The sequence below is a fragment of the Leucobacter allii genome (assembly GCF_022919155.1).
Classification (GTDB): Bacteria; Actinomycetota; Actinomycetes; order Actinomycetales; family Microbacteriaceae; genus Leucobacter; species Leucobacter allii.
In genome coordinates this window covers 2,379,548-2,404,053 of the sequence record NZ_CP095045.1, presented here as the reverse complement: position 1 = coordinate 2,404,053, position 24,506 = coordinate 2,379,548, and the positions used below count along the sequence as shown (strand labels likewise).

The 24,506-nt window shown below is 72.7% G+C and carries 22 protein-coding genes; 8 read left to right on the top strand and 14 right to left on the bottom strand.

Going from position 1 to position 24,506, the window contains the following annotated elements:
- Positions 1–92 precede the first annotated feature (92 nt).
- Genes MUN78_RS11175 through MUN78_RS11165 form a run of 3 tightly spaced genes read left to right on the top strand, consistent with a single transcriptional unit; the run spans position 93 to position 2,781 of the window.
- Entirely contained in the window at positions 93–521 is a 429-nt protein-coding gene (locus MUN78_RS11175; RefSeq protein ID WP_244726470.1) for a GntR family transcriptional regulator, read from the top strand.
- Complete coding sequence (locus tag MUN78_RS11170) at positions 518–1,732, top strand: DUF1648 domain-containing protein (protein WP_244726468.1); 1,215 nt, start codon at positions 518–520, stop codon at positions 1,730–1,732. The genes MUN78_RS11175 and MUN78_RS11170 overlap by 4 nt, the downstream gene beginning before the upstream one ends.
- A 20-nt stretch (positions 1,733–1,752) precedes the next feature.
- Entirely contained in the window at positions 1,753–2,781 is a 1,029-nt protein-coding gene (locus MUN78_RS11165) for a CPBP family intramembrane glutamic endopeptidase (protein WP_244726466.1), read from the top strand.
- A gap of 210 nt (positions 2,782–2,991) precedes the next feature.
- Here MUN78_RS11165 and MUN78_RS11160 read toward each other — a convergent pair whose 3' ends face one another.
- From MUN78_RS11160 to mtnA, 6 genes are all read right to left on the bottom strand, one after another.
- Complete coding sequence (locus MUN78_RS11160) at positions 2,992–3,645, bottom strand: cupin domain-containing protein (RefSeq protein ID WP_244726464.1); 654 nt, start codon at positions 3,643–3,645, stop codon at positions 2,992–2,994.
- Positions 3,642–4,556 carry an ABC transporter permease gene (locus MUN78_RS11155; protein ID WP_244689910.1) on the bottom strand — a complete coding sequence of 305 codons (915 nt, stop codon included), beginning with the start codon at positions 4,554–4,556 and terminating at the stop codon, positions 3,642–3,644. Before MUN78_RS11155 ends, MUN78_RS11160 begins: the two co-directional genes overlap by 4 nt.
- Positions 4,553–5,719 (bottom strand): ABC transporter permease, encoded by a 1,167-nt coding sequence (locus MUN78_RS11150; protein WP_244726463.1) that lies wholly within the window; start codon positions 5,717–5,719, stop codon positions 4,553–4,555. Before MUN78_RS11150 ends, MUN78_RS11155 begins: the two co-directional genes overlap by 4 nt.
- On the bottom strand, positions 5,716–7,326 hold the full coding sequence (locus MUN78_RS11145) for an ABC transporter ATP-binding protein (protein WP_244726461.1): 1,611 nt from the start codon (positions 7,324–7,326) through the stop codon (positions 5,716–5,718). The genes MUN78_RS11150 and MUN78_RS11145 overlap by 4 nt, the downstream gene beginning before the upstream one ends.
- 70 nt (positions 7,327–7,396) lie before the next feature.
- The gene (locus MUN78_RS11140) at positions 7,397–8,452 is read right to left on the bottom strand and encodes a BMP family ABC transporter substrate-binding protein (protein WP_244726459.1); all 1,056 of its coding nucleotides are present in this window, start codon (positions 8,450–8,452) and stop codon (positions 7,397–7,399) included.
- Between the two features lie 54 nt (positions 8,453–8,506).
- The gene (gene mtnA, locus MUN78_RS11135) at positions 8,507–9,550 is read right to left on the bottom strand and encodes an S-methyl-5-thioribose-1-phosphate isomerase (RefSeq protein ID WP_244726458.1); all 1,044 of its coding nucleotides are present in this window, start codon (positions 9,548–9,550) and stop codon (positions 8,507–8,509) included.
- 370 nt (positions 9,551–9,920) lie between these two features.
- Here mtnA and phoH2 point away from each other — a divergent pair, with 370 nt between their 5' ends.
- From phoH2 to MUN78_RS11120, 3 genes are all read left to right on the top strand, one after another.
- Positions 9,921–11,303, top strand: a complete 1,383-nt coding sequence (gene phoH2, locus MUN78_RS11130; RefSeq protein ID WP_244689899.1) for an RNA 5'-3' helicase PhoH2 — start codon at positions 9,921–9,923, stop codon at positions 11,301–11,303.
- 124 nt (positions 11,304–11,427) lie between these two features.
- Entirely contained in the window at positions 11,428–12,186 is a 759-nt protein-coding gene (locus MUN78_RS11125; protein ID WP_244726456.1) for a DUF4166 domain-containing protein, read from the top strand.
- Complete coding sequence (locus MUN78_RS11120; protein ID WP_244726454.1) at positions 12,183–13,175, top strand: epimerase; 993 nt, start codon at positions 12,183–12,185, stop codon at positions 13,173–13,175. The genes MUN78_RS11125 and MUN78_RS11120 overlap by 4 nt, the downstream gene beginning before the upstream one ends.
- A 562-nt stretch (positions 13,176–13,737) precedes the next feature.
- On the opposite strand, the gene MUN78_RS11115 is transcribed toward MUN78_RS11120, so the two are convergent.
- The 5 genes from MUN78_RS11115 to MUN78_RS11095 form a co-directional block, all read right to left on the bottom strand.
- On the bottom strand, positions 13,738–14,772 hold the full coding sequence (locus MUN78_RS11115) for a hypothetical protein (protein ID WP_244726452.1): 1,035 nt from the start codon (positions 14,770–14,772) through the stop codon (positions 13,738–13,740).
- 198 nt (positions 14,773–14,970) lie between these two features.
- The gene (locus MUN78_RS11110; RefSeq protein ID WP_255821007.1) at positions 14,971–16,395 is read right to left on the bottom strand and encodes a class II fumarate hydratase; all 1,425 of its coding nucleotides are present in this window, start codon (positions 16,393–16,395) and stop codon (positions 14,971–14,973) included.
- 115 nt (positions 16,396–16,510) lie between these two features.
- Positions 16,511–17,185 carry a carbonic anhydrase gene (locus MUN78_RS11105; protein WP_244689894.1) on the bottom strand — a complete coding sequence of 225 codons (675 nt, stop codon included), beginning with the start codon at positions 17,183–17,185 and terminating at the stop codon, positions 16,511–16,513.
- Positions 17,182–17,895, bottom strand: a complete 714-nt coding sequence (locus MUN78_RS11100) for a DUF4245 family protein (RefSeq protein WP_244689892.1) — start codon at positions 17,893–17,895, stop codon at positions 17,182–17,184. The genes MUN78_RS11105 and MUN78_RS11100 overlap by 4 nt, the downstream gene beginning before the upstream one ends.
- Before the next feature lie 3 nt (positions 17,896–17,898).
- On the bottom strand, positions 17,899–18,144 hold the full coding sequence (locus tag MUN78_RS11095) for an exodeoxyribonuclease VII small subunit (RefSeq protein WP_244689890.1): 246 nt from the start codon (positions 18,142–18,144) through the stop codon (positions 17,899–17,901).
- 109 nt (positions 18,145–18,253) lie between these two features.
- On the opposite strand from MUN78_RS11095, the gene MUN78_RS11090 reads away from it, so the two are divergent.
- On the top strand, positions 18,254–19,426 hold the full coding sequence (locus MUN78_RS11090) for a hypothetical protein (protein ID WP_244726450.1): 1,173 nt from the start codon (positions 18,254–18,256) through the stop codon (positions 19,424–19,426).
- A 71-nt stretch (positions 19,427–19,497) separates the two neighbouring features.
- Here the strand turns inward: MUN78_RS11090 and MUN78_RS11085 are convergent, their stop codons facing one another.
- The 3 genes from MUN78_RS11085 to MUN78_RS11075 all read right to left on the bottom strand — a co-directional run bounded on the left by MUN78_RS11085 (position 19,498) and on the right by MUN78_RS11075 (position 23,071).
- Entirely contained in the window at positions 19,498–20,520 is a 1,023-nt protein-coding gene (locus MUN78_RS11085; RefSeq protein WP_244689885.1) for an ABC transporter permease, read from the bottom strand.
- A gap of 12 nt (positions 20,521–20,532) precedes the next feature.
- Positions 20,533–22,005, bottom strand: coding sequence for an ATP-binding cassette domain-containing protein (locus MUN78_RS11080; RefSeq protein WP_244726448.1), 1,473 nt, complete (start codon positions 22,003–22,005; stop codon positions 20,533–20,535).
- A 79-nt stretch (positions 22,006–22,084) separates the two neighbouring features.
- Complete coding sequence (locus MUN78_RS11075) at positions 22,085–23,071, bottom strand: sugar ABC transporter substrate-binding protein (protein WP_244726446.1); 987 nt, start codon at positions 23,069–23,071, stop codon at positions 22,085–22,087.
- Between the two features lie 254 nt (positions 23,072–23,325).
- On the opposite strand from MUN78_RS11075, the gene MUN78_RS11070 reads away from it, so the two are divergent.
- The gene (locus MUN78_RS11070; RefSeq protein WP_244726444.1) at positions 23,326–24,444 is read left to right on the top strand and encodes a class II histone deacetylase; all 1,119 of its coding nucleotides are present in this window, start codon (positions 23,326–23,328) and stop codon (positions 24,442–24,444) included.
- Positions 24,445–24,506 lie beyond the last annotated feature (62 nt).

Genomic DNA, 24,506 nt, shown 5'->3' with positions numbered 1-24,506 from the left:
CCCCGCTCGGCGGGGAGGGGGCCTCGTCGTCGTCGCGCGTCTGGATCTGTAGTTCTAGTTGATATAGAATTATTCCTCGAAGGAGGGGGAAGATGCTGATCCGGATCGACGAGGCCAGCGAGCGGCCGATCTACGCGCAGATCGCCGACGCGATCCGCGGCGACCTCGCCGCGGGCCGGCTCCGCGCCGGGGAGACGCTGCCCCCGGCCCGCGAGGTGGCCGCAGCCCTCCGCATCAACCCCCATACCGTGCTGCACGCCTACCAGGCGCTCCGGGACGAGGGGCTCGTCGATCTGCGCCGGGGCCGCGGCGCCGTCGTCACCGATCGCGTCGCCGGGCTCGCCGAACTGCACGTGCAGGCGGTCGCGCTCGCGGAACGCGCGACGATCCTCGGGATCGGCCCCGAGGCGCTCGCCGCGCTCGTCTCCCACGCCGGTCGCCGCGCCGGCGCTCCCGTCGCCGCCCGCGCGACGCGCCCCGCGACCGGCATCGCGCCGGAACGACCTCAGGAGGACCGATGACCGACGACGCTCCCGATTCCGGACCGATGCGCCGGGATCCGGCTCCGGGCGAGGATCCGGCTCCGGGCCAGGCTCCGGATCCTGGTCCGAGTCCGGATCCGGATCCCGGTTCTGATTCCGTTCGCGCCGACGGGCCGTCCGCGCGGAGGCGGTACGCGGCGCCCGCACCGCTGCCCGAGCCGCGGCTGACTCCCGAGCAGCAGCGCGAGCTCGCCCGCGCGAGACGCGCGGCGCGCTGGGTCGGGCTGATCCTGCCGCTGGCCGTCATCGCCGTCGCGTGCGCGCTGCTCGCCGTGTGGCTGCCGCGGATGCCGGATCCCGCCGCCACGCACTGGGGCTTCACCGGCGGCCCCGACGGCTTCGGTGCCCCGAGCACCTTCCTCTGGCTGACCCTCGGTCTCGGCGGCGGCATGACCGTGCTGCTGTCGCTGATGACGGGCCTGTCCGGGCTGAAGCCCGGCGCGCCGATGTGGTCGTCGGCGCAGCGCTTCCTCGCGGCCTTCGCCGCCGGGTTCGCGGTCTTCTTCGCCACGGTCGGCATCGCCAGCGCGGCGGTGCAGCTCGATCTCGCCGAGGCCGCCGACGCGCCGGGCATCGGCGGGTACATGGGGCTCGGCTTCGGGGCTTGGATCGTCGTCGGCCTCGTCGCCTGGGCCGTGCAGCCGCGCGCCGACATCCTGATGGCGCCCGAGGCGCCGAGCGCCGCGCTGGAGCTGGCGTCGACGGAGCGCGCGGTCTGGTTCGGGCGGGTGCGTCCGTCGCGGGTGTACTCCTGGCTCGCCGGATTCGCGGCGGTATCGATGGTGCTCGCCGTCGCCATCGTGTTCGCCTCCCCGGCGCCGGCCGCCGTGCAGTGGGTGATGGTCGGCGCGCTCGTGATCGTCGTCGGGCTGCTCGCGGTCTCGGCGGGGTTCCGAGTGCGCGTGGACGCCGCGGGGCTCGTGGCCCGATCCGTGGTCGGATGGCCGGTGTTCCGGTTGCCGGCGACCGACGTCGCCCGCGTCGAGGTCTCCCGGATCGAGCCGCTCACCGAGTTCGGCGGGTGGGGACTGCGCTGGGCGCCCGGGCGCTTCGGCATCGTGATGCGTGCCGGGGAGGCGCTCGTGGCGACCCGGCACGACGGGCGGCTCTTCGCCGTGACCGTCGACGACGCGCGCACGGCGGCCGCGGCGCTAGAGGCCGCGCGGAACGGGGAGGGGACGCGGGAATGAACGTGGAACGAGGAGACCGTATGGACGAGGGCCCGACGAGCGCGCCGGCAAGCGACGGGGCGGGAGGTGCGCCGACGTTCCGTCTTCGGAGCGTCCCCTGGGTCGCGGTCGAGGTCTTCGCGGTCGTCTCCTTCGGACTCTCCTGGCTCGTCGCGATCCCGCTGTGGCGCATCGGCGCCGAGGATCCGGCCTTCCCCGTGCTGCTCGGGCTCGTCGCGTCCGTCATGATGACGACGCCGGCGATCGGTGCCGTCGTCGCCCTGTTCGTCGCGCGGATTCCCCGCGGGGAGCGGCTGCGGCTGCTCGGCATGTGGCCGCTGCGGCCCGCGAGGCGCGTCGTCTGGTGGACCGTCTGCGCGACCGTCGCGCCGCTCCTCGTGGTGGCCCTCGCGATCGGCATCGCGGCCCTGTTCGGGTGGACGCGGCTCGATCTCGTCGGGTTCTCCGGCTTCCGGGCGACCATCGACGCGCAGCTCGGGGCGCTCGACGGATCGACGGCGGAACTCGCCCGTGCGACGATGCCGCCCATCGGCGCTCTCGTGGCCCTGCAGATCGCCGCCGTGCCGCTCGGTGCGCTCGTGAACAGCGTGCTCGCATTCGGGGAGGAGCTCGGCTGGCGCGGCTGGCTGCTCCCGGCGCTGCGCCCCCTCGGCACGTGGCCGGCGCTCCTCGTCTCGGGGGCCGTGTGGGGGCTGTGGCACTCGCCGCTGATCCTGCTCGGCTACAACTTCGGGCTCACCGACTGGCGCGGCGTGGCCCTCATGACGGCCGGCTGCGTCGCGTGGGGGGTCCTGCTCGGGTGGGCGCGGCTGCGCACCGGCTCCGTGTGGCCCGCCGTCGTCGGGCACGGCGCGCTGAACGCATCCGGCGGGCTGATCGTCGTCGTCGCCGCGGCCGGTGCTCCGCTCGATCCCGCGCTCGTGCTGCCGCTCGGGGCGTCGGGGTGGATCGCGATCGCCGCGGTCGTCGTGATCCTCGTGCTGTGCGGGCAGTTCCGCGTCGATCGGCAGCGCGAGCTCGCCCCGCGGCGCGTGCCGGCCCGCCCCTGAGCGGTCCGGCGCGCCCGCAGCCGACCCCTGGCCCCTGAACCCTGACCCCGCCGAGCCGACCCCACCGCCCCGGACCCATTCGGAATTCACGCGAACGGGGCTAAAGCGCGCGGATTATCCCGGTTCGCGTTCCTTGGAGCGCTCCACCTCGAGGGGCGCGAGCGCTCGGGCGGAAGCGCGCGGGTCAGCACGCAGGCCGGTCTCAGGCGGTCAGCGCGTGAGCTCGGCGATGCGCCCGGCCGCGTCCGGGTAGCGCTCCTGCAGCGCGGCGCGGTCGCCGCCGAGCACGAAGCCGTCCCAGTCGAACGGCGGCGACATCGTCGTGCCGACGAGCGACCAGTCGCCCGCCGGGGAGGAGCCCTGCATCACCCCGGGCGGCACGACGAGCTGCGGCAGCTGCCCCGCGTCGGCGTCGGGGCCGAGCAGCCGCTCCTCCGCCCGGCCGTCGGGGTGCAGCAGCAGCAATCGCAGCGGCGAGCCGGCGTACCAGTGGTAGACCTCGGTCGACGCGAGCGCGTGCAGCGCCGAGAAATCGGGTCGTGCGAGCAGGTAGTAGATCGCGCTCGAGTGCGCGTCGAGGTGCATCTGCCGGAAGAGCCCGCCCTCGTGCGCGAGAGGCTCGAGGCGGAGGCGCTCGACCCAGCGCGCCGCCTCCGCCGGCAACGGCTCGGACGGCGCGTCTGCGACAGCCTCAGCGCCTGCGGCAGCCTCAGCGTCTGCGATGCCCGGACTGGCGCTCGCGTGACCGCCGCCCGCCTGACTGCCGCCCACCGGCGCACCGCCCACCGGCGCACCGCCCACCGGCGCACCGCCCGACGGCGCGCCGCCCGCCTGACCGCCGCCCGCCGGCGCCCCGCCGCTCACGCGAGCGCCGCCTCTCGGGTGCGGCGGAAGCGCTTGCTCATGAGGACGAGCACGAGGAGCGTGACGACGTACGGACCGGCATCGGTCAGCTGCTGCGGCAGGCCGAAGGACTGCAGACGGAAGCCGATCGCGTCCGCGAAGCCGAAGAGCAGCGCCGCGCCGAGCACGCCGACCGGGTGCGCCCGCGCGAGCATCACGGCGACGACGGCGATCCAGCCGCGGCCGGCGGACATGTTCTCGGTGAACTGCACCACGTTGCCGAGGGCGAGCTGCGCGCCGCCGAGCCCCGCGAGCGCGCCCGAGGCGAGTACCGCGCCGAGCTGGTAGCGCTGCGGGTCGACGCCCATCGTCGCGGCGGCGAGCGGCCGCTCGCCCACACCGCGCAGCCGCAGCCCCACCGGCGTGCGGAAGAGCACGATCCACAGCAGCGGCACGAGCAGCAGCGCGAGGTAGCCGAGCGGGGTGAGGGCGAACAGCGGCCCGATCCAGGGGATGTCGGCGAGCACGGGGATCCGCCACACGGGGATGCCGTCGATCGCGGGGTCCTGGAAGACACCCTGCACCTGGAAGATGGCCACGAGGAGGAAGCTCGTCATGCCGACCGCGAGGATGTTCATCGCGATCGCGAGCACGATCGGGTCGCCCTTGCGATAGACGGCGCCGTAGCCGAGGATCAGCGAGAACAGCATCCCGGCGAGCATCCCGGCGAGGACCCCGACGATCCAATTCTGCGCGAAGTAGGACGCGGCGACCGCGGCGAAGGTGCCCACGAGCAGCATGCCCTCGAGGCCGATGTTGAAGATGCCGGCGCGCTCGGCGATCATGCCGCCCAGTGCGGCGAGCAGGATCGGGATCAGCGCGCGCAGCACGGAGGAGATGAGATCCTGGTCGAACAGCTCGAGGAAGTTCATCGTGCGGTCTCCTTCGCCTCGGCCGCCGCGCGTCTGCGTCGGATGCGGGGGAGCGCGACCCGGAACGCGAGCAGGATGATGACGAGCGCCTGGATCACGGCGGCGATCTGCGGCGAGAGCCCGAGCTCGCGCCCCATCGCGTCGCTGCCGACCATGATGGCCGCGAAGAAGAGCCCCGCGACGACGATGCCGAGGGGCCGGTAGAGCGCCAGCAGCGTCACGAGCAGGGCGGTCCACGCGAAGTTCGTCTGGATGAAGTACCCCTCGATGAGCCTGGTGCTCGGGGCGCCGATGGTGAGCAGCAGCCCGAAGAGCCCGGCGAGACCGCCGGAGAGCGCCATCGTGCGCAGCACGAGCGGTCCGGGCTGCACACCGCTGTAGCGCACGAACTCCGCGTTCTGACCGCTGAGCCCCGACTCGAAACCGAAGCGCGTGCGGCGGTTCATGAAGATCGCCCCGGCGACCACGACGATGAGGATGACGAGCGACCAGTTGACGCCGGTGAGCACCGCGGTGACGGGGCCCGTCGGGCCGAAGACGCCCCGCAGCGTCTCGGCGAAGGCGGAGTCCTTCGGCACGAGGAGGGAGAGCTGCCCCGACTCGGGGAGCGGGCGGGACGCGACGAGGTCGGAGTCGGGGTCGTCGAGCTTGAAGCGGATGAGCCAGGAGGAGAAGTAGCGCGCCGGGTAGTTCAGCAGCAGCGTCGAGAGGAGCACGGGCACGCCGAGCAGGTTCTGCAGCAGCGCGGCGATGAGCCCCCACGCGGCGCCCGCGGCGACGGCGGCGACGATCGCGAGGGGGATGACGAGGATCGCGGGGCCCGGCACCGTCAGGGCGACGACGCCGCCGGCGACCGCTCCGAGGCCCGCCTGCCCCTCGGTGCCGAGGTTCAGCACGCCGGCGCGGAAGGCGATCGCGATCGCGATGCCGATCCCGATGATGGGGATCGCCCGGGCGATCGTGTTCGCGAGGCCCGCTCCCGATCCGAAGGAGCCCTGCAGCATCGCGGCGTAGCCGCTCAGCGGATCGACGCCGGCCACGAGCATGAAGCACGCGCCGATGAGCAGCGCGAGGACGATCGAGATGGGGATCGGCCCCGCGAGCCAGCGACCGACGCCGGCGATCGCTGTGCGGGGTCCGGCCCCGGTGTCCGCTGCGGTCACTGCTCGCTTCCCTTCTGCACGGCCTGCGCCGCGCCTGCGCCGGCTGCCGGGTCGGCTCCCGCGGATGCGCTGACCAGCCCGGCGGGCCGGTGCCGGGCCTCCGGCTCGTGCCCCGCCATGTAGAGGCCGAGGAGCGCCTCCGTGGCCTCCGCCTTCGGCACCTCGGCGACGATGCGCCCCTCGAACATCACGAGGATCCGCGAGGAGAGCGAGAGGATCTCGCTGAGCTCGGCGGAGATGAGCAGCAGCGCGCCGCCGGCGTCGCGGTACTCGCAGAGCTCCCGGTGGATCGACTCGATGGCGCCGATGTCGACGCCGCGGGTCGGCTGCTCGGCGATGAGCACCGGCGAGCCGTAGTCGAGCTCGCGGGCGACGACCACCTTCTGCAGGTTGCCGCCGGAGAGGGTGCCGACGGGCGTCGCGGGGCTCGCGATCTTCACGCCGAACCGGGCGATGAGGCGCTTCGCGTGCTCGGCCATGGCGGAGCGGGAGAGGAGCCCGCGACGTAGGATCGGGGCCGCGCGGTGGTGGCCGAGCGCGAGGTTGTCGATCGCGTCGGCGGTGCCGGCGCTGCCGACCGCGTGGCGGTCCTCGGGGATGTAGGCGATCCCGCCGTCGCGCCGCTGGGCGATGGTCGCGGCGCCGAGCTCGCGCCCGCGCACGGCGATGCTGCCGGCGCTCGTGCGACGCATGCCGATGATCGCCTCCGCGAGCTCCACCTGTCCGTTGCCGGCGACGCCGGCGATGCCGACGACCTCGCCGGCGCGCACGGCGAGGGAGGCGTCGGCGACGGCGTCGCGGCCGCCCGATCCCGGGACGGTCACGCCGCGCACCTCGAGGGCGGTCTCCCCGGGGGCGAGCGCCGGCGGCGGGGTCGTGAGGTCCACGTCGCGACCGGTCATGTGCCGGGTGATCTCGGCGGGGGAGCTGTCGGCGGTGACGAGCTGGGCGACGTTGCGGCCGTCGCGCAGCACGGTGACCCGATCCGAGATGGCCATGACCTCGCCCAGCTTGTGGGTGATGAGGATGATGGTGCGGCCGTCGGCCTTGAGCGCGCGCAGCACGTCGAAGAGGCGCTCGGTCTCCTGCGGGGTGAGCACGGCGGTGGGCTCGTCGAGGATCAGGACGCGGGCGTCGCGGTAGAGCGCCTTCACGATCTCGACGCGCTGCAGCACGCCGACGGGGACGCTGTCGACGCGCGCCGACGGGTCGATCTGGAGGCCGTAGCGCTCGGCGATCGCCGCGACCTCGCGGTTCGCCGCCTGGCGATCGATGAGCCCGCGCCTCGTGGGCTCGCTGCGGAAGACCACGTTCTCGGCGATGGTGAGCGAGGGGAAGAGCTTGAAGGACTGGAACACCATGCCGATGCCGGCGTCGATGGCGTCCAGCGGGGACGCGATCCTGCGGAGCTCGCCGCGGATGCGGATCTCTCCCGCGTCAGGCTGGTACACCCCCGCGAGGATCGACATGAGGATCGACTTGCCTGCGCCGTTCTCGCCCATGAGCGCGTGGATCTCCCCGGTCTCGACCTCGAAGTCGACGTCGTCGTCGGCGAGCACGCCGGGGAAGCGCTTCGTGATGCCGCGCATGGAGACTTCCGATGCCATGCTCGCTCCTTCGGATTCGGGGATGGGGACGAGCCGGGGCGGATCGCGCGGATCCGCCCCGGCCGGCGGGTCACTTCGCCGAGGCGATCTCGAGCTCGCCGCTGACGATGGCATCGCGGGTCTCCTCGACCTGCGCGAGCACGTCCGCGTTCTCCATCACGGTGCAGCCGGAGTCGGCGGCGTCCTCGGTGAGGCTGACGACGGTCATGCCCTCCTCCTTGAGGCCGAAGGAGCTCGTCGCCTCGGCGGAGCTCGTGCCGTCCATGATCTCGCCGACGACGGTCTCGACGACCTTGTTCACGGCCTTGACGGTGCCGTCGACGACGGAGCCGGGGGCGAGGTCGCACTGGTTCGCGTCGACGCCGTAGGTCGAGAAGCCCTTCTCGGCCGCGGCCTCGATGATGCCGCCGTTGGAGGCGGCGCCCACGGCGAACACCTGGTCGACGCCGGTGGACGCGAAGGCGAGCGCCTGCTCCTTGCCGCGTGCGGGGTCGGCGAAGGGGTTCTCGCCGCCGATGATCTGCGGCTCGACGGTGTCGACGGCGGAGTTGACGCTCTTCGCGCCCTCCGCGAAGCCGTCCGAGTACTTGCGGAGCAGCTCGTTGTCGACGGAGAGCACCGAGCCGACCTTGTCGGCCTGGGTGAGGAGGCCGGCCTCGACGCCGAGGAGGTACGAGGGCTCCTGCTCGCGGAACGTGGCCTGGTACAGGTTCTCGGGGGCGCCGTCGACGAAGGTGTCGATGAGCAGGAACTTCTGCTGCGGGTTCTGCTCGGCGAGCTCCTTGGCGACATCGGCGAACTGGAAGCCGAGCATCACGACGACCTCCGGGGCCTCGGCGATCGCGGCCTCGAGGTTGGAACGCCGGGTCGCGTCGTCCTTCGACTCGTAGGTCTTCGCGGTGCCTTCGTAGCTCTCCGCGACGGCGTCGATGCCCACCTTGCCGGACTTCAGGAACTCGTTCTGACCGATCGGGTCGCTCGTGATGTAGATGAAGCTCGGGCCGTCGGCGGCCGCGTCGGAGCCGCCGGCGTCGGAGCCGCCGCCCGCGCAGGAGGTGAGCAGGAGCGCGGCGGAGGCCGCGCCCGCGATCAGGGCCGCGCGGGCGCGACGCTTGGTGAGGAACATGTCCGGTCCTTTCGGGGGTGGGATGCTGCGGAGCGCAGCGGGGTTGGGATGAGCTTAGGCGCGCAGGTCCTCGAACGGCACCCCGGCGAGCGTCTCGCCCGCGGCGGGGCGGATCACGCGGCGCTCGGTGACGATAGCTGTGATGAGCTCGTGCGGGGTGACGTCGAAGGCCGGGTTCACGGCGCCGATGCCTGCGGGGGCGGTGCGGACGCCGGCGAAGCCGGCGACCTCGTCGACGCCCCGGTCCTCGATCTCGATGTCCGCCCCGCTCGCGGTCGACATGTCGATCGTCGACTCGGGGGCGACCACGATGAAGGGCACGCCGGCGTGCTGCGCCGCGAGAGCGAGGGAGAAGGATCCCACCTTGTTCGCGGTGTCGCCGTTCGCGGCGATACGATCGGCGCCGATGAAGACGGCGTCGGCGATGCCCCGCGAGAGGAGGAACGGCCCGGCCGAGTCGATGAGGAGGCGGAAGGGCGCCTCCATGCGCTGCAACTCCCACGCCGTGAGCCGGGCGCCCTGGAGCAGCGGACGGGTCTCGAGCGGGAACGCCTCCTCGAGCGCGCCCTGCTCGAGGAGCGTCTGGATGGCGCCGAGCGCGGTGCCGCGCTCCACCGTGGCGAGGCTGCCGGTGTTGCAGATGGTCATGACGCGCACGCGGTCCTTCGCGGTCAGCTCCCGCGTGAGATCGGCGCCGCGCAGCCCCATGGAGATGCAGGCGGCGATGTCCTCGTCGCGGATGGCGAGCGCCTCGGTGAGGACGGCGTCGGCGCCCTCCGGGAGCTTGGCGAGGGCGCGGTCCACCCCCCAGGAGAGGTTCACGGCGGTCGGCCGCGCCTCCCGCAGCAGCGCGGCCTGGCGGCGGACCTCCTCGGCGTCGAGCTCGGCGTCCCCGAGCTCGGCGCGCACGCTCGCGGTGATGAGGGCGACGCCGAGCGCGCCCGCGACGCCCAGCGCCGGCGCCCCGCGCACGGCGAGGCGCTGGATGTCGTCGATGAGCTCGGGGAGCTCGGTGACGCGTCGCATCTCGACCGTCTGCGGGAGCAGGGTCTGATCAATGAGTTCGATGGCCCCGTCGACCCAGTCGATCGTGCGCAAGCGGTGCTCCTTCAGAGTGTTACCCGGAGGCTGCGACGCGGCCCCCGACTGTGGTATCGCAGCCAACAGGATACCGGAGAAGGAAGGCCCCGCGCGCCGCGTTCGCGAGACCCGCCCCTCGGCTCGCCCGCGACCCGGGTCGGAGGCCGACGACGCCGTGCGTTCTCGGGGCCGTCACGAGAAGTTCACGCGCGGGATGCGTGTCACGGGAAAGGTTTCGCGGATCGCGGCGTAGCGTGTGAGGCATCGGGCAGGGTGCCCGATGGGCGGACCGATCCCCGGGGCGCAGCAGCATCCCGGACGACCGGCCGCCGAAGCCGCCTCGGCTTCGGTGACACGCAGGAGCCGTGGCAAGCAAGAGGAGCGACCCGTGGCCGAGTTCCAACACCCCGCACCCCCCGCAGCGCACCCCGCCGACGCCCCCGAGGCGAGCGCCGGCGACGCGCACCGCCCGTCGGCGGACCAGGATCAGCGCTGCTACGTGCTCGACACCTCGGTCCTGCTGAGCGACCCGGCGGCCCTGTTCCGCTTCGCCGAGCACTCCGTGGTGCTGCCCGTCGTCGTCGTGATGGAACTCGAGAAGAAGCGGCAGGATCCCGAGCTCGGATACTTCGCCCGCCGCGCGCTCCGGATCCTCGACGAGCTCCGCGGGCGGCACCTCCGCCTCGACTTCCCCGTGCCGGTCGGCGACGCGGGCGGCACCGTGCGGGTCGAGCTCAACCACTCGAGCCTCGACGCGCTACCGAGCGGCATGCGGCTCGGGGACAACGACACGCGTATTCTGGCCGTCGCGCAGAACCTCGCCTCCGAGGGCCAGGACGTCACGGTGGTCTCGAAGGACCTGCCCATGCGGCTGAAGGCCGCCGCGCTCGGCCTCGGCTCCGAGGAGTACCGCGCCGAGCTCGCCAGGGACGACGCGTACACCGGCACCGCAGCGCTCGAGCTCGACGAGACCGCGATGCAGCTGCTCTGGGAGGACGAGCGGCTCGACGACGTCGCAGGGCTCGACGAGCTGCCGCGCGGCACGGGGCTCGTGCTGACCTCGACGCGCGGATCCGCACTTGGCCGCGTGGACGGCCCCGGCTCGCTGCACCTCGTCCGCGGGGACCGCGAGGTCTTCGGCGTGAGCGGGCGCAGCGCCGAGCAACGGCTCGCGATCGACCTGCTGCTCGACCCGCAGGTCGGCATCGTGTCGCTCGGCGGCAGCGCGGGGACGGGCAAGTCTGCGCTCGCGCTCGCCGCGGGGCTGGAGGCGGTGCTCGAGCGCAGGCAGCATCGCAAGGTCATGGTCTTCCGCCCGCTCTACGCGGTCGGCGGGCAGGAGCTCGGATACCTGCCGGGCGACCACCAGGAGAAGATGAACCCGTGGGCGCAGGCCGTCTTCGACACGCTCGGATCGATCGTCTCCGAGAACGTCCTCGACGAGGTCGTCGCGCGGAACCTCGTCGAGGTGCTGCCGCTCACGCACATCCGCGGCCGCTCGCTGCACGATGCCTTCGTGATCGTCGATGAGGCGCAATCGCTCGAGCGCGGCGTGCTGCTCACGATGCTCAGCCGGATCGGGCAGAACTCCCGCGTCGTCCTCACGCACGACGTCGCGCAGCGCGACAACCTCCGCGTGGGGCGGTACGACGGGATCGCCGCGGTGATCGAGCGGCTGAAGGGGCACCGGCTGTTCGGGCACGTCACGCTGACCCGTTCGGAGCGGAGCGAGATCGCGGCGCTCGTCACGGAGCTGCTCGACACCCCGTAGCGCATCGGGGCGCGTCGGGGCCGGGATCGGGCGATCCCGGCCCCGGGATCGGGCGAACTGCCGCGTGTCGGCGTTCCCGGGTTCCCGGGTGTCCGCGTTCCCGGGTGACTGCTAGCCTCGGGGCATGCCCCCGGAGGAGCCCCGGAACGACTCGCCGTACGCCCGAGCGCTCGGCGCGCGCGTCGCCGAGCTGCACCCGGTGCTGCGGAGCTACTTCTCCGGGATCCCCGCCGGGCGGGCCGGCGTCGGCGAGGGGACCTTCGCGAGCGTCGGCACGCCGCGTCGCTGGCTGCGGCCGCTCCTCCTCCCGCTGCAGCGCGCCGGGATCGCGCACGCCGGCTGGGCGCGCGAGGTGCCCTTCCGCATCGTCAACCGGATCGCGGACGGGCGAGTGGTGAGCACGCGGGATCTCGCGCTGCCCGGGGGAACCTGGACGATGCGCGATGCCGTCGGACGCAATGCGCACGGCGGGCTCGTGGACGAGCTCGGCCCGTCCGGCGCGATCGTCGCGAGCTTCGACCTCTCCGTCGCGGACGGCGGCCTGCGACTGCGCAGTCGCGCCGTCGGGATCCGGATCGTCGGGCGCATGCTGCGCCTGCCGCGGGCGATCGCCCCCGTGATCCGACTGCACGAGCGCTTCGACGAGGCGGCGGGCGTGCAACGGGTCGACGTCACGATCGACATGCCCGTGGTCGGGCGAATCTACGGGTACAGCGGGTCGTTCCGGTACCGGATCATCGAGGATGCCGACATCGGTGCCGGCTTCGATACCGACGGCGTCATCGCCGAAGACGCCGACGACGGCATCGGCAACGGGAACGGCATCGGCGTCGGCACCGTCGGCATCGGCATCGCCGGCGCCGAGGACGCCGGGCGGGCATGATCGGCGGCGGGGAGACGCGCACCGGCCGCGTGGTGATCGGCGGCGCATCGGGCTTCATGGGCCGGCATCTGCAGCACCGGTACACCGTGCAGGGGCGCGAGGTCGTCACGATCGGCCGCTCGGGCGCGGACCTCGTCTGGGACGATACGGCCGGGATCGCCGCCGCGGTCGACGGGGCCGCGCTCGTCGTCGGGCTCGCCGGGAAGAGCGTGAACTGCCGCTACACCCCGGCGAACCGGGCGGAGATCCTCCGGTCGCGGACCGAGACCACCGCGGCGCTGCACCGCGCGATCGGCGCGGCGGACCGTCCGCCCGAGCTCTGGGTGAACTCCTCGACCGCCACGATCTACCGGCACGCGGAGGATCGGCCGATGACCGAGGCTTCGGGGGAACTCGGCGCCGGCTTCTCCGTCGACGTCGCCCGCGCCTGGGAGGCCGCGCTGCTCCACGGAGAGCTGCGCGGCACTCGGCGCGTCGCGCTCCGCAGCGCCATCGTGCTCGGTCCCGAGCTCGCCCCGGGCATCGGCGGCGTGCTCGGGCCGCTGCGGACGCTCGCGCGGCTCGGCCTCGGCGGCGCGCAGCACGACGGCCGGTGGCCGGTGGGCCGTCGACGCCGGGAGGCGGGCACGGCGCACCTGCCGGGCGCGCGTGACGGGAAGCAGCGATTCAGCTGGATCCATGTCGAGGACGCCGCACGCATCCTCGACTTCCTGGAGGCGACGCCCGAGTTGATGGGGCCCGTGAACGCGGCGGCCCCGCATCCGGTCGACAACGCGACGTTCATGCGCGTCGTCCGCCGTGCGGTCGGCGCCGCAGTCGGGCCGTCGCTGCCGCGGTGGATGCTCGAGCTCGGCGCCCTCGGGATCCGGACGGAGACCGAGCTGATCCTCAAGAGCCGGTGGGTGCTGCCGGCCCGCCTGACGGAGGCGGGGTTCGCGTTCCGCTTCCCCGAGATCGACGCGGCGGTCGCAGACGCCCTCGCCCGCTGAGCCGGAGTGCGACCACCTCGCCCCTCCTCGGCCGACCGGTGCGCCGCGCGATCGGCCGCGTGATGACCTCGTGCCCCGTCCCCGGCGCCGCCGGACCCCGCGTCATCGCCGGGCCCCCTATGAGGTCGTCGGGCCTCTACGGAGCCTCCGAGACCCTATGCAGTCGTCCAGACCCTATGCAGTCGTCGAGACCCTAGGGAACCTCCGAGACCCTACGGTATTGACGTTCGGTTTCATGGGGTTTCGCAGATTGCATAGGGGCTCGTGCGTGGAGCGCACGGCGCGATGCGATGGGGAACGATCTCGCGGCGGCAGCGTGCGCATGGCGTCGAGGCGGGGTGCGCGTGTCGGGGTCTCGTCCGCCGGCCGCGCGTGTCGGAACCCGGTTCTCCGGCCGCGCCTGCTCCGGCGCGCGCATATCGGGATCCTGCTCGCCGGTCGGTCCTGCCCCGCGCGTGCACATCGGGATCCTGCCCGCCGGCCGGTTCTGCTCGACGCCCGGTCCCGTCCGCAGGCCGGTCCTGCCAGCAGGCCGGTCCCGTCCGTCGGAGCCGCACCCCGTCTACCGGTCGGGGAGGGGGATCCGGTACGCGCGCAGCATGGCGGCGAAGCGCTCGGTGCTCTGCGCGTCGCGATACCCCCAGTGGATCATCCGTCGGCCCGTGCTCCCGGTGATCCAGTGGTCACGCCGGCGCTCGCGCAGCACGGCCTCCTGAGGCGTCCGGCCGCCGAGCATCCCGGGGTCCGTGAACTTCGCCTCGCCGTCTGCCTCGCCGAGCACGCCCAGACCGAGGAGTTCGAAGTCCACGTCGTAGTGCCCGCCGTCCTCTCGGGGCACGCGCCGCTGGAGGTCCACCGCGATGCCGAGGCGCGCGAAGTGCAGGCGGCTGACCCCCTCGAGCACCGAGTCGGCACGGGGATCCGCGAACGCGATCACCCGCCGGAGCAGCCGTGCGCCGCGCATGCCTCCGGCATCGTCGCAGCGCTCGCGCATACCGCGTCGCCACGCCTCGACACGGTCGGGGTCGATGCCGCGCCCCGCCCCGATGCCGCGCCCCGCCCCGATGCCGCGCCCCGCCCCGATGCCGCGCCCCGCTCCGACGGCGCGTCGCAGCACGGCGTCGGCGATGCCCACGAGCGCTGCCTCGTCGGCGACGCGCGCCAGATCCAGCAGGGTCCGCTCGAAACCGGTGCAGCGGACGCCCGCCACCCCGCCGAGGTCGCGCCGCGGGACCCGCAGGTCGTGGCGGCGGATCCCGCTCCCGCTCGCCGCGCTGCGCGTCGAGATCACGTGCACGGGCTCAGCGCGGAGGCGCCAGAGCGGAAGCCCGAGCAGCGCGGCCGCGGAATGATGGGAGAACAGCGGCGGCGTCGCCGCGTCCCGATGCGCGGCGAGCACGGCGGCGACGTGCCGATCCTCCGGGAACCAGGCCCGCCAGTCCTCCGCTCGTGCGAACCACCCGCGCCGGACGCGGACGAGCGCGCCATCGCGGACGAGCGCGGCGCGCTCCCGCGCCGAGACGCCGTCGCGCTCGAGATCCGCGGCGCGGCGCAGGGCACCGCCGATGTCCCTGATCCGCCGTTCGAGCCGCGCCATGCCTCGAGTCTGGTCGCCGTGCGGCAGCCGCGACGCGGTCCCAGACGATCTGTGGATCGTTCGGGTGCCGCTCGTTCGCTCCTGGCGCCTGTGGACGGCGTGCACCGGCGGGCCGAGTGCTCGGGCCCGACAAGCGTCGGGGCCCGGGATCCTGCGATCCCGGGCCCCGACTGCCGCACAGCGCGACGTGCCGCGCGTCTACTTCGCGACGCCCGGGTGGGTCATCGAGAGCAGATCGAGGGCCTGATCGAGTTCGGCCTCGCTGACCTCGCCGCGCTCCACGTAGCCGAGATCGACGACGGCCTCGCGCACGGTGATGCCCTTCGCGACGGAGTGCTTCGCGATCTTCGCCGCCGCCTCGTAGCCGATGAGGCGGTTGAGCGGGGTGACGGTCGAGGGGCTCATGCCGGCCAGCGCCGCCGCCCGGTCGAGGTTCGCCTCGAGCCCGGCGATGGTCTTGTCGGCGAGCACGAGGGAGGCATTCGCGAGCAGGCGGATCGACTCGAGCAGCGCCGTGCCCATGACGGGGATCTGCACGTTGAGCTCGAAGGCCCCGGAGGCGCCGGACCACGCGATCGTCGCATCGTTGCCGATGACCCGCGCGCAGACCATCAGCACGGCCTCGGGCACGACGGGGTTGACCTTGCCCGGCATGATGGACGAGCCCGGCTGCAGGTCGGGGATGTGGAGCTCCGCGAGCCCGGTGTTCGGCCCCGAGCCCATCCAGCGAATGTCGTTGTTGATCTTCGTGAGCGAGACGGCGATGGTGCGCAGCGCGCCGGAGGCCTCGACCAGGCCGTCGCGGTTCGCCTGCGCCTCGAAGTGGTTGCGCGCCTCGGTGATGGGCAGCCCGCTCGAGGCCGCGATCTCGGCGATGACCTTCTCGGGGAAGCCGAGGGGCGTGTTGATGCCGGTGCCGACGGCGGTGCCGCCCTGGGGCACCTCGGCGACGCGGGGGAGCGCGGCCTGAACGCGCTCGATGCCGTAGCGGATCTGCGCGGCGAAGCCGCCGAACTCCTGCCCGAGGGTCACCGGGGTCGCGTCCATGAGGTGCGTGCGGCCCGACTTCACGGCCGACTTCCACTGCTCGGCCTTCGCCTCGAGCGCCTCGGCGAGGTGCGCGAGCGCGGGGGTCAGCTGCTCGATGAGCGCGCCCGTGACGGCGATGTGCACGGAGGTGGGGAAGACGTCGTTGGACGACTGCGAGGCGTTGACGTGATCGTTCGGGTGCACCGGGGCGCCGAGATGCCGCGTCGCGAGCGTCGCGAGCACCTCGTTCATGTTCATGTTCGAGGAGGTGCCGGAGCCGGTCTGGTAGGTGTCCACCGGGAACTGCTCGTGGTGGGATCCCGCGATGATCTCGTCCGCGGCGGCGACGATGGCGTCGGCGGTGGGCGCCTCCAGGATGCCGAGCTCCTTGTTCGCGATCGCGGCGGCGCGCTTGATGCGCGCCAGCGCGACGATCTGCGCCGGCTCGAGACCCGTGCCGGAGATCGGGAAGTTCTCGACGGCGCGCTGCGTCTGCGCGGCGTAGAGCGCGTCCTTGGGCACCCGGACCTCGCCCATGGTGTCGTGCTCGATGCGGTACTCGACGGTGCTGTCTGCGCTGTGCTGAGTGGTCACGGTCTTCCTTCGGTGTCAGGGGTGGAACCCCGCGGAACGCTGCGCTGCCGCGGGACGACGGGATGTGCGGGGACTGCGGTGGAGCGGGTCGCGCTCCGGAGCGCGCCCGCGTCGATCAGTCGAGCGGCGCGAGCTCGAGCTCGACGGGGCCGACGACCGTGTAGGGCACGGCGCGCCCCTCGGTGAGCCGGTACTGGCAGCCGACGACGGCGAGGGTGCCGGCGTCGACGGCGTCGCTGATGACGCGGGAGGTGCGCAGCAGTTCGCTCACGGTCGAGGCGAGATGGATGCGGCCCACGGCGTTCGCGTCGATGCGGCTCGGATCGGCGTAGGGGGTGTCGGTGTTGTCGCGCAGCCAGCGCTGCTGCACCGAGGGCTGGATCGGCGCGAGAGTGTGGCGCACGGAGTCCGTCGTCTCCGACGGCGTGCGGCTCGACTGGTCGATCGCCGCCGCGACGGCGCCGCAGGAGTCGTGCGCGAGCACGACGATGAGGGAGGTGCCGAGCTGCGTGACCGCGTACTCCATCGAGGCCGTGATCGATTCCGCGACGACGTGCCCCATGTTGCGGGCGATGAAGAGGTCGCCGAGGCCGCAGTCGAAGATGATCTCCGCCGCGAGGCGGGAGTCGGAGCAGCCGAACAGCGCCACGTCGGGGGTCTGCGAGTTCACGAGCTCGGAGCGGCGCTCCACATCCTGGTTCGGGTGCGCGGAGGCACCGGTGACGAAGCGTTCGTTGCCGGCGGCGAACGCGTTCCAGGCCTCCTGCGGGGTGACGCGCGGTGCGGTCATTCTTCCTCCTCCGTTGTGGGGTCGGTTCCGGCCGCGGGCGCGGCCTGCAGCGACGCGGCGACGTCTGCGGCGAGGACGCGCAGGGTCGCCGCGCTGTCGGTGCCGTAGACGAGGATCGCGTCCCCCTGCCAGTCGCCGACGAGGCCGAATCGCATGTTGCTCGAGTCGGGATCGCGATCCGGGTGGTCGTAGACCGTCCAGGAGATCCCGCCGATCTCCTCGGTGCCCGTCGCGGCCTGCTGCTCAAGCTCCGTCGCGATCCACGTCTCGTCGACGGGGGAGCCGTCGGCGGTGAACGCCTGCACGACGGCCGCGTAGGCCTCGGCTCCGGTGGTCTCGTCGACGGTCGTGTAGTTGATCTGCCACGCGGTGACGCCGTCGCCGCTGCCGCGCAGGGTCGCCTGCTTCGCCTTCCACGCCGCGGGCACTTCGGGGGCCGCGAGCTCGCGGCCGGCGCTCGGCGACGCCTCCGACGCGAGGCTCGGCACGTCGACCGCGTGCTCGGAGAAGGCGTCGTCCCCGCGGGGCACGATGAGCACCATCACGACGACGAGGGCGAGACTCACGAGCAGCGAGAAGACGAGATTGTTGACGGTCTTCCGCTCGCGGTAGAGGCGGCTGTCGGTGGCCTTGCGCGCGGCGGTCTCCGCCGGGGTCTCGGGGCGGCCGAGCTCGGCGACCACGACCGGGGGCTTGTGCTTCTTCGCCATGGACTACGCGTCGCCCCCGGCGGGCGCATCGCCGTCGCCGGCATTCCGGCGCGCGGCCTCGAGGCGCTTGCGCGCGCCGAGGAGCCACTCCTCGCAGCGCGCCGCGAGCGCCTCGCCGCGTTCCCACAGCTGCAGCGACTCCTCGAGGGTCGTGCCGCCCTGCTCGAGTCTGCCGACCACCTGGATCAGTTCGTCGCGCGCCTGTTCGTAGCTGAGCGCGGCCGGATCCGGGCTCACCGTGTCTGCCATGCCCTCCAGCTTACCTCCCGCCGCTGGGCACCCCGGGATGCGTCGCGCCGGCGCCGCGCAGGGCCGGATCCCGCGGACCGGCGCGACGTCGCGCGCTAGCCTGGTGTCGATGTTGAGATTCCTGTTCTTCCTGGCCGTCGGGGTCGTGCTCGGCGGCGTGCTCATGATGATCATCGGCCACCCCGGCGCGGCGGCCTGGGCGTTCCCCACGGGCATGACGGTCGCGTCGCTGTCGGGCGTTCTCGTCCTCGTGGCCCGGGCGTCGAGCGGCCTCGCACGGGCCGATCCCGCGGCGACGCGCGCGGCCGTGGAAGCGGGCAGGCTCGGCCTCGCGCGGATCGACGCGCTGCGCCAGACGGGGACGCGGATCAACGATCAGCCCGTGTGCGAGCTCGAGCTGACGGTGCAGCCGCAGGACGGACCGGCCTTTCGGGCGGCCCTCAGGCAGATCGTGCCGCTGACGGAGATCCCCGCCTTCCAGCCGGGGACGGTCCGCGCCGTCGCGATCCTCGTCCCGGGTCGGCCCGACGTCGCGCTCGTCGACGAGCCCGCCACGAGCGCGGAGGCCTTCCGGGTCGTCGACGCGGTGCCGTCCGCGAGCGCGGCCGGGCCGCTGCGGCGATCCGATCCCGGCGGGCTCAGGGCCGACGGCTCGCGGCGCTCCCCGCTCGTGGGCACCGGGCGCCGCGGCAGGCCGCTGCGCATGCTCGGATACGCCCTCGTCCTCGCCGTGGGCGTCGGGATCGTGCTCGCGCCGTACCGGGTAGCCGTGGCGCAGACGCTCGCGGCGATCCCCGAAGGGCGGCTGCACGCGGATCTGCGCAGTCCGGAGGATCTCGAGGCGGCCGTCTCCGCGCTCGGGCACGAGATCGGTCACGGGAACCTCGTCGACGTCGTCGTCACGGACGCGTACGTGATCGTGGACGCGCCGCTTTCGCCCGGCGCGATCGAGACGGATACCTGGATGTACCGCGGCGGACTCGTCGAGCACCGCGGGGCCGCCACGATCCAGCCGGAGACGGAGCTCGAGCAGTTCGACGCGCGCGACGTCGATTGGGCGGCGCTGTGGCCGGCGGTCGAGGCGACGGCGGCGGAGGCCGGCGTCACCGCGCTCGATGAGGTCACGCTCACCCTCGGGCGCGGCACGGACTCCGACATCGAGAGCGAGACCTTCGGCCGGTCGGTCGGTCCCGTCGAGGTCGGTTTCTCCTTCTCCGACGACTACCACTCCGTGAGCTACCGCATGGACGCGCGTGGCGAGGCGGTCGAGGAGCTCGGATAGGCGGATGGACTACCCGTCCGCGGAGCGCGGGACGGAGCGTGCCCGGAGCGCCCCGCGCTCCGCCGCGCGTGCTACCCCGTCGCCGCGGTCTGCCGCTCGGCGGGCTCCTCGGCGACGGCCCTGCGCCCGAGCCGCGCCCACGACGTGCGGATCATGCGCTGGATCGAGCTGTCGAGCGCCACGGCGACGATGAGGGTGGCGCCGACGAGGATCGTCTGCAGGAACGGCGACGCCTGCATGAACACGAGTCCGGCGCGCAGCACCCGGAAGAACAGCAGGCCCGCCACGACGCCGCTGATCCGGCCGACGCCGCCCTCGAAGGCGACGCCGCCGAGCAGCACGACGGTGAGCACCTCGAGCTCCAGCCCGGAGCCGATGTTGGGGTTCGCGGATTGCACCTTCGCGGAGAGGAACAGCCCCGCGAGGGCGGCGAAGCCGCCGGTCGCCACGAAGAGCAGGAAGCGGGAGCGCTGCACGTTCACGCCCATGAGCCGCGCGGCCCGCTCGTTGCCGCCGATCGCCTTCACCGATTTGCCGAAGGTCGTGTGATTGAGCACGTACCAGCCCAGCGCGATGACGACGAGCAGTGCGACGATCTGGATCGGCACCGGCCCGAGCTTCAGCGTGCCGATCGCTCGGAAGGCCTCGGGCAGTTCGGCGCGCGGGATCGTGCGTCCGTCGGAGAGCAGCAGGGCGAGGCCGCCCCACACGCTCAGCGCGCCCAGCGTCACCACGAAGGAGTTGAGCCGCAGGTAGGCGACGAGGAAGCCGTTGAGCGCGCCGGCCGCCACGCCGGTGCCGAGAGCCACGGCGAAGCCGAGCAGCGTGGATCCGGTGCCGCTCATGGTCAGCCCGCCGGTGATCGCCGCCACCGAGGCCACGGAGCCGACGGAGAGGTCGATCGTTCCCGACATGATGAGGAATGCCGCCGGAATCGCGATGAGGCCGAGCTCGGCGGCCTGCAGCAGGATGCTCTGCCCGTTCGCGAAGGAGAAGAAGTTCGGCCGCAGGATCGAGAAGACCGCGATGAGCACGATGAGTGCGAGGAAGATGCCGTTTTTGGCGGCGAAGATCTTGAGGCGTTCGGTGTTCATGGTGGGTTCCGTTCAGGCGTGCGCGGGCTCGGCGAGGCCGAGGAGGGAGGAGAGCAGCTGGGCGTTGAATGACTCCGAGCGGGGGACCGGCACGAGCCGGTCGCCGAGCACGGTGTATGCGCGATCGCACATGCTCGCGATCTCGTCCGACTCGCTGGACGCGACGATCACGGCGGCGCCGTTCGCGGCGGCCGCGCGCGTCGCCTCGACGATGTCGAGCTTCGCGCCGACGTCGACGCCCTGGGTCGGCTGGGCGAGCACGAGCAGGGTCGGCTCGGCGGGGTAGAGCCAGCGGGCGAGCAGATGCTTCTGGCGGTTGCCGCCGGAGAACTGGGAGACCTCGGCATCGGCCGAGGGCCCGCGGATGTCGAGGCCGGCCCGGGCGCGGGCGTAGGTGTCGGCGCCCGAGCGGGTGGACACCCACCAGCCGCGCGAGGGACCTTCCGAGTACCAGGGGAGCATGACGTTGTCGAGGGCGGTCTCCGAGGCGATGAGGCCCTCCGTGTCGCGATCCGGCGGCACGAAGAAGACGCCGCGGCGGATCGCCCGGCCCGGTGAGGCGAAGCGGACCTCGGAGCCGCACAGGCGATACGGTCTGGGATCCGCGGCCGCGCCCGCGAGCTGCGCCGCGATGCCGAACTGCTCGCCCCCGGCCATGCCGAACAGCCCCACCACCTCCCCGGCGCGGGCGGTGATCTCGCCGCCGGACAGCGCATAGGCGACGACCTCGGCCCCGGGCTCGACGCGGGTGAAGTCGAGCGAGCGCAGGTCGGGGACGAGCGCTTCGGCGAGCAGCGCCGGCGTGAAGTCGCTCGCCGGTCCGTCGACCACCAGGGCGCCCCCGCGCAGCACGACGATGCGGCTGCAGACCTCCATGATGTCGGGCAGTCGGTGCGAGACGTAGAGCACCGAGACCCCCTGCGCGGCGAAGCGCCGGATGAGGGCGTGCAGGGCGTCCGTTTCCGCCTTGCCGAGGGCGGCGGTGGGCTCGTCGAGCAGCAGTACCTTCATCGTGCCCGAGAGCATCCCGCGCGCGATGTCGACCAGCTGGCGCTCGCCGAGCCCCAGCGCTTCCACCGGCATGTCGAGCGGAAGATCCGCGCCGACCTCGGCCAGCGCCTCGCGCGCGCGGCGCTGACGCTCGGCCGCGCTCGGCGCCGCTCGGGCGAGGAACAGGTTCTCGAGCACCGTCATGTTCGGGGCGAGGGCGGGTTCCTGGTGGATGACGGTGATGCCGCGCAGCGCCGCCTCCCGGGGGGTGAGACGGCCCTCCACACGTTGGCCATCGACGGCGAAACCGCCGGAGGACGCGCCGATCACCCCGGTGGTGACGTTGAACAGCGTGCTCTTCCCCGCGCCGTTGTGGCCGAGCAGGCCGACGATCTCTCCGGGTTCGACGGCGAAGGCGATGTCGTCGAGCGCGCGTGTGGCGCCGAAGTCGACGGTCACTCCGTCGAAGCGGAGCCGGGGCTCGGGTGCGGTCATGCGGGATCCTCTCGGCGGTGAGCGGCTCGGGGCTGTCGACGGCACGCGGGGCGCTCCGCTGAGGAGCGCCCCGCGGCGGTCACTGGTTGGCGAGGAGGAACTGCTCGGCGTTCTCGCTCGTGACCTCGGTGACCGGCACCGTGGTGTCCTCGACGGGCTCGCCCTCGGCGGCGGCGACCAGCATGCGGGCGTTCGCCTCGGCGAGTTCGCGGGCGGGCGCGATATAGGCGTAGCGCCAGAAGGATCCGGGTTCCATGATGATCTCGAGCTCGGCGTCGGTGGCGTCGAGATTGAGCAGCAGCATGCTCTCATCGGTCGGCGACACCCCGGAGTCGGTCAGCGCCTGGTAGGCGCCGAGTGCGGGATCGTTGGCGATCGCCAGCCATACCTTCGTGTTCGGCACGGCGTTGAGCTGGTTCTGCACGGCCGCGTAGCCGTCGTCGAGGCTGAGCGTCTTGTGCTCCGTGATGTTGAGATTCAGATCCGCGGCCTGCAGCGCGTCGAGCATGCCCTTGCCGCGCAGCCGCCCGAGATCGGTGTCGGGCCAGCCGAGGAAGGCGACGTCGACCTGCTCATCGCCGTAGGTCTCCTCGATCCACTCGGCGGCCTGCTCGCCGGCGAGCTTGCCGTCGGCCTCGTGATCGAGGGCGACCGCCGCCTGCACGCCGTCCCAGCTGCTGCCGTAGCCGAGGACGGGAATGCCCGCGTCGTTCGCCTGCTGGGTGACGGCGACCATCGCGTCCGACTGCACCGGATAGCCCATGATCGCCTTGATGTCGCCGCGCACGATCCAGGACTCCCAGTCCTGCACCTGCGTCTGCGCGTTCCACTTCGGGTCATCGGTCACGAACTCGTATCCGGCGTCGGTGACGATCGTCTCCATGAACGGCAGCATGTCGTTCCAGATCTGGATGTCGAGGCCCGCGAAGCTCATGGCGACGGCGCCCTGGGACTCGCCGCCGTCCGAGCCGGATCCCGATCCGCCGTCGGAGCCGCAGGCGCTCAGTGCGAGTGCCGCGGCGGCTGCGACGGCGATGCCGGCGGAGATGCGTCGGGTGCGTTTCATGATGTGACTCCTTCGTCCGTGGCTCCGGCGCTGAGGCGAGAGCGGTGCTGAGCGGCCCCCACTGGCCCTCTGCGTCACCCATAAGACCATGTCGGGCGCTCTATAGTCAACAGAGTTTTTATTTCATTAATGTTTCGACATTCGATTTCCCGTATTAGTTGTCATTCGCGAATTCTCAGCACTATGGTGTTCCGTGCCGGGGACGGTCACGAGACACGGCAGGCGCGATCCCCGCGACACGGAAGGAAACCGCAATGGAGCGCAAGACCGGCTACGTCTGGCACGAGCAGTACGCATGGCACGACACGGGGACTCACGCAGGGATCTACCCCTCGGGCGGCTTCGTGCAGCCGTACCACAACTTCGAGAGTCCCGAGTCGAAGGCGCGATTCGCCGGACTCGTCGAGGTCTCGGGGCTGCTGGACCGGCTCGTGCGCCTTCCCGCGCGGCAGGTGGAGACGGAGGACCTGCTGCGCGTGCACACCTCGGGGCATGTCGAGCGCATCCGTGAGCAGTCGGTCACGGGCGGCGACGCGGGCGACGGCTTCTCGCCCTTCGGCCGCGGCGGCTACGACCTCGCCCGGTTGGCCGCCGGCGGCACGCTGGCCGCTGCGGAAGCGGTGATGGACGGGACGGTCGACAACGCCTACGCGCTCGTGCGCCCGCCGGGGCACCACGCCGAGCCGGACCAGGGTCGCGGGTACTGCCTCTTCGCCAATGTGCCGGTGGCGATCGAGGCGCTCCGCGCAGCGGGCAAGCTCGAGCGGGTCGCGATCTTCGACTACGACGTGCATCACGGCAACGGCGCCCAGAAGATCTACTGGGAGGATCCCGATGTGCTCACCATCTCCGTGCACCAGGACCGGCTCTTCCCCGTCGACCTCGGCATGGCGGACGAACGCGGAGCGGGAGCCGGCGCGGGCACGAACATCAACGTGCCGCTCCCCGCGGGCTCCGGCGACGGCGCCTACTGGTCGGTGGTCGAGGAGGTCGCGGGTCCCGCGATCCGCGCCTTCCAGCCGGAGCTCATCATGGTCTCGAGCGGCTTCGACCCCTCCGCGTTCGATCCGCTCGGCCGTATGAGCGTGACCTCGGACGGTTTCCGCGGGATCGCCGACCGCCTCCTGGCACTCGCCGACGAGGTGTGCAAGGGCCGGATCGTCTTCTCGCACGAGGGCGGGTACTCCGCCGTGCACGTCCCCTTCTGCGGGCTCGCCGTGCTGGAATCGCTGAGCGGCATCCGCACCGGTGTCGAGGATCCGTTCAACATCTCGGTGGGCCAATCGCCCACCCGCGAGCTGAGCCCCTGGCAGCGCGAGACGATCGAGCACTCGGCCGAGCTTGCGCGCGCACTCGGCATGCTCGTCGACTAGGGCGCGCGTTCCGACGGGGCCCGCACGCGCCGTCCGCCGTCTCCCTGTGGCCCCGCCCGTCC